General features: G+C 59.6%; 7 protein-coding genes and 1 pseudogene. 5 read left to right on the top strand and 3 right to left on the bottom strand.

Annotated elements, in window-relative coordinates:
- Positions 1-87 precede the first annotated feature (87 nt).
- Positions 88-297, bottom strand: a complete 210-nt coding sequence (locus AC07YV_RS29450) for a hypothetical protein (protein WP_015093806.1) — start codon at positions 295-297, stop codon at positions 88-90.
- Between the two features lie 107 nt (positions 298-404).
- Positions 405-971: a dCTP deaminase gene (gene dcd / locus AC07YV_RS29445; protein ID WP_007940589.1), complete on the bottom strand. Its 567-nt coding sequence runs from the start codon at positions 969-971 to the stop codon at positions 405-407.
- A gap of 353 nt (positions 972-1324) precedes the next feature.
- Here dcd and AC07YV_RS29440 point away from each other — a divergent pair, with 353 nt between their 5' ends.
- Entirely contained in the window at positions 1325-1534 is a 210-nt protein-coding gene (locus AC07YV_RS29440) for a cold-shock protein (RefSeq protein ID WP_002554837.1), read from the top strand.
- A gap of 86 nt (positions 1535-1620) precedes the next feature.
- Here the strand turns inward: AC07YV_RS29440 and AC07YV_RS29435 are convergent.
- A pseudogene (locus AC07YV_RS29435) lies at positions 1621-2610 on the bottom strand (DUF481 domain-containing protein); the annotation flags it as partial.
- A 165-nt stretch (positions 2611-2775) separates the two neighbouring features.
- Here AC07YV_RS29435 and AC07YV_RS29430 point away from each other — a divergent pair.
- From AC07YV_RS29430 to AC07YV_RS29415, 4 genes are all read left to right on the top strand, one after another.
- Positions 2776-3129, top strand: coding sequence for an MGMT family protein (locus tag AC07YV_RS29430; protein ID WP_007971652.1), 354 nt, complete (start codon positions 2776-2778; stop codon positions 3127-3129).
- 44 nt (positions 3130-3173) lie between these two features.
- On the top strand, positions 3174-4733 hold the full coding sequence (locus AC07YV_RS29425) for an AmpG family muropeptide MFS transporter (RefSeq protein ID WP_102702777.1): 1560 nt from the start codon (positions 3174-3176) through the stop codon (positions 4731-4733).
- 143 nt (positions 4734-4876) lie between these two features.
- Positions 4877-6592 (top strand): proline--tRNA ligase, encoded by a 1716-nt coding sequence (locus AC07YV_RS29420; RefSeq protein ID WP_102702778.1) that lies wholly within the window; start codon positions 4877-4879, stop codon positions 6590-6592.
- Between the two features lie 19 nt (positions 6593-6611).
- A complete protein-coding gene (locus AC07YV_RS29415) occupies positions 6612-7565 on the top strand; it encodes a hypothetical protein (RefSeq protein ID WP_102702779.1) in 954 nt (317 codons plus the stop codon).
- Positions 7566-7670: the final 105 nt, after the last annotated feature.

The raw sequence follows: 7670 nt of genomic DNA, 5'->3' as shown, positions 1-7670 counted from the left end.
GTGTGTCAGGCGGCATGAATGCCACTGACACACCGCTTTCGCGAGCAAGCCCGCTCCCACTTTTTTTGATCTATAGCGTCTGAACTATCAGACCACAGGCGCGGGCGGTGGCTCATCCGGCAAAGTAGGTTCGCCAGGCTCCATCGGCTGTTCATTCGGGGTATCAGGATCAGGCTGGCCGGGAATGCCCCCTGCCATGCTGACGGGCGGATGTGCCAGCAAGGACCAGGCCAGAACGCCAACCTGATTGGGTTCAAGCCTTGCCAGTTCGGCACTGATTCGCGGATCGATCTTCATTCGGCACTCCTGGGCGATGGCCCGACCCGCCTTGCGCGGATCGGAACAGTACACTCCATAGAGTGTACGCCCGCCCAGGAATTCCCGACATTTGTCGGACGGTTGACTCAGGTGCGCGGCAGGGTCACGCCACGCTGGCCCTGATACTTGCCGCCACGGTCCTTGTAGGACACTTCACACTCTTCATCCGACTCGAGGAACAGCATCTGCGCCACGCCTTCGTTGGCGTAGATTTTCGCCGGCAGATTGGTGGTGTTGGAGAACTCCAGGGTCACGTGACCTTCCCACTCAGGCTCGAGCGGCGTGACGTTGACGATGATGCCGCAGCGCGCATAAGTGCTTTTACCCAGGCAAATGGTCAATACATTGCGCGGAATGCGGAAGTATTCGACGGTGCTGGCCAGGGCGAAGGAGTTCGGCGGAATGATGCACACGTCGCTGTGGATGTCGACGAAGCTGCCGGCGTCGAAGTTCTTCGGGTCGACGATAGCCGAATTGATGTTGGTGAACACCTTGAAATGATTGGTGCAACGCACGTCGTAGCCGTAGCTCGACACGCCGTAGGAGATCACACGGCTATCGTCGCTGCCGCGCATCTGGCGCTCGACGAAAGGCTCGATCATGCCGTGTTCCTGCGCCATGCGGCGAATCCACTTGTCCGATTTGATGCTCATGGCGGGTGTCCTGAATTGCGAGGTCGAAAAATTCTGTCCGGCATCTTACCGGGCGCGCCGCCGGGTTCAAAGTCCGGGGTGCAATTCTCGCCGAACAGGCAGGAATTACGCGCGTTGGCGACGAACCGTCACACCGCCGATCCTTAAAACAGAGAAACCTTCGCAAGAAGCATTGGCACGTCCCGGAAAAAGGGTTAAGGTGGCGTCACTGTGCTGCTTGTGTCACTGAGAATCTCTACACGATATGTTGAATTTCGATCCAACCATCTACAAGAATTTTTCCTGCTCTTTGCACTCAGTCTCGGCCAGGGTTCTTCCTGAGTCGCAGTTATCTTTGTTCAAGGAGTTACACCATGTCTAATCGCCAAACCGGTACCGTTAAGTGGTTCAACGATGAAAAAGGCTTCGGCTTCATCACCCCACAATCCGGTGACGACCTGTTCGTTCACTTCAAAGCTATCCAGTCCGACGGCTTCAAAAGCCTGAAAGAAGGCCAACAGGTTTCTTTCATCGCTACCCGCGGTCAGAAAGGCATGCAAGCTGAAGAAGTTCAAGTTATCTAACTTGTACTTGCTTTAGTAAAAAGCCCCGCCCTCAACAGCGGGGCTTTTTTGTGCCTGTGTGTTTTCCCAGGCAAAAAAAGATCGCAGCCTGCGGTGTAACGCGTCTTGTCCAGATCCGCATCGTCGGTACCGCTGATGATGTCCCGCTCCGCCTTCAGGTTCAACGAAGCCCAGTCAGTCACTTTGTAGCGCAACCCCATCTCGGCATCGAGTGCGTAGTCGGCCACGCCCGACAGCGGCTTGCCGACCTCACCATTGGTGAAGAATTCGACACGCTTGCCGATCAGGTAGCGGTTGTAGTCCCACGTCATGGCCAGGGCGTAGAAACTTTCCTTGCTGCCATCGGAGAAATCATAGTCCGTGCGGTTGACCAGCGAACCCAGTGAGAACGCCCCGAGTTCGTTATCCCAGAACTGATAGCCGGGACCCGTACCAACGGTGCGTTGACGGGAAAGGTCTTCAACCTTGTCGCGCTTGTACACCAGGCGCCCCTGCCAGAACCATTGCTCGGTCAGGAACCGGTCGATGGAGTACTCGGCCCGCCAGTTGTCCGTGGTCACCACGTCGTCCTGGAACTCGCGGTTGTATTCGCCTTCGGCGGTATGCCGCCAGCGACCGTGGCGCGCAGTGGTCTTGAAATCGATGTCGTAGTCATCGGTGTCGTTTTCCGCCCGCTGATAATCCAGCGCGACATCGACATTGCCTTTCCAGACCAGATCCTCGACCACCGGTTTTGGCTTGAGAATCTGCTGAATGCTCGCCAGTTCGACCGTCTTCGGTGCCTCGCCGTTGGCCAGCGTGACCTTGCCGGCGTCCGCCGCTTTCAGCGACTTGGCTTTCTCGCCCGTGTAGGCATCCTGCTTGACCAGCAACTCCTGATCGCTGTCCAGGGTCTTGACCTGCTTCCAGTCGATCGTAACCGCACCGGCATACTCGGTCTGGATCAGCAGCTTGCCGCCATCGAACAGCGTGATCTTGCCACTGAGCTTGTCTCCGTTCTTCAGCCACACGGTATCGGCTAGCAAGGGAGTGGAGGCGCCAAGGACAGCGAGACATAGCAGGGATCTGGACAACAACATAAGCAAAATACAGGCTCGGGATTGCGAAAAAATCGGCATTATCCGTAGGAATAAGGCCCTGACAAGGACTGACCCGACTATTTCTGTTGAGTTCATTTCTCAAGCGCCCGTGCAGGAATTACTCTACAGACGGTAAAGCAGACTTCTTCAGGACTGACGGACGTGACCGATCCAACCGATGAACCCGAGAGCGCAGCGCAAATCCGACGCACGGCGCTGTATCTGACTCTGGCGCAAGTTCCCGAGGGCAAAGTCGTCAGCTACGGCCAGTTGGCCGAGCTTGCAGGATTGGGTCGCGCCGCTCGCTGGGTAGGCCGCACACTCAGCCAATTGCCGAGCGACAGCAAACTGCCCTGGCACCGCGTTCTGGGCGCAAACGGGCGTATCAGCCTGCCGGTCGGCAGCCCTTCGGGCGATGAGCAGCGCGCACGATTACGCATGGAGGGCATCAGTGTCCTGAATAATCGTGTTGATATTCAGCGCCATGGCTGGCGTCCGGTAGAGCACAGCGGTTAGAGTGCGCGCTTTGTTTCCGTATTTCTTGAGGCAGACTCCAGCCCATGCCCCGTAAAACCTGGCGCGCCGCGCTCGCCGCTTATGCCAGCCCCTCGACACTCGTGCTGTTGCTGCTTGGCTTCGCCGCCGGCCTGCCCTACATGCTGGTGTTTTCGACTCTTTCGGTCTGGCTCCGTGAAGCCGGCGTGGCTCGTGAAACCATTGGCTATGCAAGCCTGATCGGCCTGGCCTATGCCTTCAAATGGGTCTGGTCGCCCTTGCTCGACCAATGGCGACTGCCATTGCTCGGCAAACTCGGCCGACGACGATCCTGGCTCGTATTGTCCCAGGCACTGGTCATCCTGGGCCTGATCGGGATGGGTTTCTGCGACCCGCAAAAGCATCTGTCCTGGCTGATCGCCATTGCCGTGGTCGTCGCTTTCGCATCAGCGACGCAAGACATTGCAGTGGACGCCTACCGCCTGGAAATCGCCGAAGACAATCGCCAGGCCGCCCTGGCCGCCAGCTACATGTCCGGTTACCGGGTCGCCGCGCTGCTGGCTACCGCAGGCGCGCTGTACTTCGCCGAAGGCTTTGGCTCCACCGGCTTCAACTACAAGCATTCGGCCTGGGCCGGCACTTACATCCTGTTCGGCGCGCTGATGGTCCCGGCACTGCTGACGTCCTTGTTCATGCGCGAACCACCCGTGCCGTTGCGCACGCAACTGCAGGCCGGGCGCTACAGCTTCATGCATCAACTGGCCTCGGTGTTCGTGCTGATCATTTTGCTGGTGTCCGTGCCAGCCATGTTCACCCAGCTCTACAACACCGACTTCGCCAGCGTACTGTTCGAAGGCGTGAGCCTGCTCGACCTGCTGCTCGAAGACCGCGCATTCCTGCGGGCCATCCTCTACATCACGCTGACCGCCCTGTGCCTCTCGGCCATGGGCCGTCGCGGCCTGGCGCCGGTGCTGACGCCGGTCAACGACTTCATCCTGCGATACCGCTGGCAAGCGCTGCTGTTGCTCGGCCTGATCGCCACCTATCGGATGTCCGATACGGTCATGGGGGTGATGGCCAACGTGTTCTATATCGATCAGGGGTTCACCAAGGACCAGATCGCCAGCGTGAGCAAAATCTTCGGCCTGATCATGACCCTGGTCGGCGCCGGCATGGGCGGCCTGTTGATCGTGCGTTTCGGCATCCTGCCAATCCTGTTCATCGGCGGCATCGCATCCGCGGCGACCAACATCCTGTTCCTGATGCTCGCCGACATGGGCCCCAACCTGAACATGCTGGTACTGACCATCTCCCTGGACAACTTCAGTTCAGGCCTGGCCACCTCGGCCTTCGTGGCCTACCTGTCGAGCCTGACCAACCTCAAGTTCTCCGCCACCCAGTACGCCCTGCTCAGCTCGATCATGCTGTTGCTGCCGCGCCTGATCGGCGGCTACTCAGGGGTCATGGTGGAAAAGTTCGGTTATCACGATTTCTTCCTGATTACCGCCCTGCTCGGCGTCCCGACCCTGCTGCTGATCGCCCTGCACTGGTTCCAGGAGAGCCGCCGCGCAGGTCCGACACCCACCCCGGAACCAGTGCAGACCCCAGTCGTCGAAGAATCGTAGCTTTTTTACGCAGGAATATTCGCGGAGGGCCGAGTGAAACGCGCCCTCCTGCCACACCACCGACCGCACGCCTGTACGCCAGCGGATCTCGCCCGTACAATGCTCCGTCATTTCTCGTCATCAGCAATCGATAACGGCCAACCATGCGCACCAGTCAATTTTTGCTCGCCACACAAAAAGAAACGCCTTCCGACGCGGTCGTGATCAGCCACCAGCTGATGCTGCGCGCCGGCATGATCCGCAAACTTGCCTCGGGCCTGTACACCTGGCTGCCGATGGGCTTGCGGGTCATGCGCAAGGTCGAAGCCGTCGTTCGTGAAGAAATGAACGCCGCCGGCTCTCTCGAAGTGTTGATGCCGAGCACGCAACCGGCCGAGCTGTGGCAGGAATCCGGGCGCTGGGAAGAGTACGGCCCTGAATTGCTGCGCTTCAAGGATCGCCACGGCCGCGACTTCTGCGCCGGCCCGACCCACGAAGAAGTCATCACCGATCTGATGCGCAACGAGTTGAGCAGCTACAAGCAGCTGCCGATCAACCTGTACCAGATCCAGACCAAATTCCGTGACGAAATCCGCCCACGCTTCGGCTTGATGCGCGGTCGCGAATTCATCATGAAGGACGCCTACTCGTTCCACGCTGACCAGCCTTCGCTGCAGATCACCTACGACCGCATGCACCAGGCCTACTGCAACGTGTTCACCCGTCTGGGCCTGAAGTTCCGCCCTGTTGAAGCCGACAACGGCTCCATCGGCGGTGCCGGTTCCCACGAGTTCCACGTGCTGGCCGAGTCCGGTGAAGACGACATCGTGTTCAGCAACGGCTCCGACTACGCCGCAAACATCGAGAAAGCCGAAGCCGTGCCACGGGAAACCTCGCGCGCCGCTGCGACCGAACAACTGCGTCTGGTCGACACGCCGAACGCCAAGACCATTGCGCAACTGGTCGAAGGCTTCAACCTGCCGATCGAGAAAACCATCAAGACCCTCGTGGTGCACGCCGAAGAGAAAGGCAAGCTGATCGCCCTGATCATCCGTGGCGACCATGAGCTGAACGAAATCAAGGCCGCCAACCAGCCAGGCGTGGCCAGCCCTCTGGTCATGGCCTCGGAAAGCGAACTGCGCGAAGCCATTGGCGCCGGCGCCGGTTCCCTCGGCCCGTTGAACCTGCCGCTGCCGATCATCATCGACCGCTCCGTCGAACTGATGAGCGACTTCGGCATCGGTGCCAACATCGACGACAAACACTACTTCGGCGTGAACTGGGAGCGCGACCTGCCTGTTCCGACCGTTGCCGACCTGCGCAACGTCGTGGCCGGTGACCCGAGCCCGGACGGCAAAGGCACCCTGGAAATCAAGCGCGGCATCGAAGTCGGGCACATCTTCCAGCTGGGCAACAAATACAGCAAAGCGATGAAGTGCGAAGTACTGGGCGAGAACGGCAAGCCGGTCACCCTGGAAATGGGCTGCTACGGCATTGGCGTGTCCCGCGTGGTGGCGGCTGCCATCGAGCAGAACAACGACGAAAACGGGATCATCTGGAGCGACACACTGGCGCCGTTCCAGATTGCCCTGGTGCCGCTGCGCTACGAAACCGAGCAGGTTCGCGAAGCCACGGACAAGCTGTACGCGGAACTGACCGCTGCCGGCTTCGAAGTGCTGCTGGACGACCGTGACAAGAAAACCAGCCCGGGCATCAAGTTCGCGGACATGGAACTGATCGGCATTCCACACCGGATCGTGGTCAGCGACCGCGGCCTGGCCGAAGGCAACCTGGAATACAAGAGCCGTACCGAGGCCGACGCACAAGCGTTGCCGGTCGCCGACGTGCTGTCCTTCCTTCAGGCCCGCATCCGCCGCTGATAGCAGATATAGAGACGTCATGTTCAAGCGAAACACCTTAGGCCTCGGTGGCGCCGCCTTGTGCGGCGCCCTGCTGGTCAGCGGCTGTGCCAACCACATGTCACAACGCAGCGAGCACGAGGAACGGGTCGAGCGCAAATTGCTCGATCACAGCCTGCAGATCGATGTCGGTGAGCCCAAGGTGCTTGAGCTGCCGCAACGGCGGGTGAAAATCCACGAGCAGAAGACTTTCGAAGTCACCGAGTACGAAGTTACGCGTCACTATGACCGCTATACGCCGTACCAACCCTGGCGGGAGATCTACGAAATCCCGCTGGGCGCGGTGGCCGTGGTGGCGGGTGTCGGTGCCAACGTGGTCAATGTGTTCACCCTCGGCAATCTGCCGGACAGCGTGACCAAGGACTGGCTGAGCTACGGTTTTGCCGGGCTCAACCCGTTCATGAACGTGCAGTCCCATGGCCGCGCGCAGCAGAACCTGGCCGGTATTGATGAAGTCCAGCGCGACAAGCGCACGGAGTACTCAAGCCTGCCCTGGAGCGAGCGCCCGGTCGAGGTCAAGGCCGGCAAGGAAACCTTCGAACTGACCACCGACAAAAATGGCGTGTTGCGCCTGAATCTGTTGGATAACCCGTTCGCCGAACATGACATCAATCATCTGAGCCGCTTGCTGATTCGTGTTGAGGCTGCCCAGGACAACGTGCACGCCGATTCCACCCTGGCCGTCAGCAGCACCTTGCGCAGCAAGCTCTATGAGGCCCACGGGCTGATTTATGACGATCTCGAAGGCGACGAAGTCAGCCAGTGGGTCCACCGGGTCAAACGCCTGTCGGAGCTGGGTCTTGAAGAAGAAGCCAGTGAGCTGGAACAGAGCCTGATCGAGCTGACGCGCAACGATCCGGAATTGCAGACCGAGTTCCTGAAGTCGCTGGCCCGCAATGGCGAGCGGCTGGTGGCGAATCCGGGACTGAACTAAGCCCCAAAAAAGATCGCAGCCTGCGGCAGCTCCTACAGACGAACGCGATCTGTTGTAGGAGCTGCCGCAGGCTGCGATCTTTTATGCTTCAGACCTACCGCTCAA

Source organism: Pseudomonas sp. GW456-E7, from assembly GCF_059424105.1.
The sequence above is the reverse complement of the archived record's forward strand: the minus strand, read 5'-3'. Positions and strand labels throughout refer to the sequence as shown.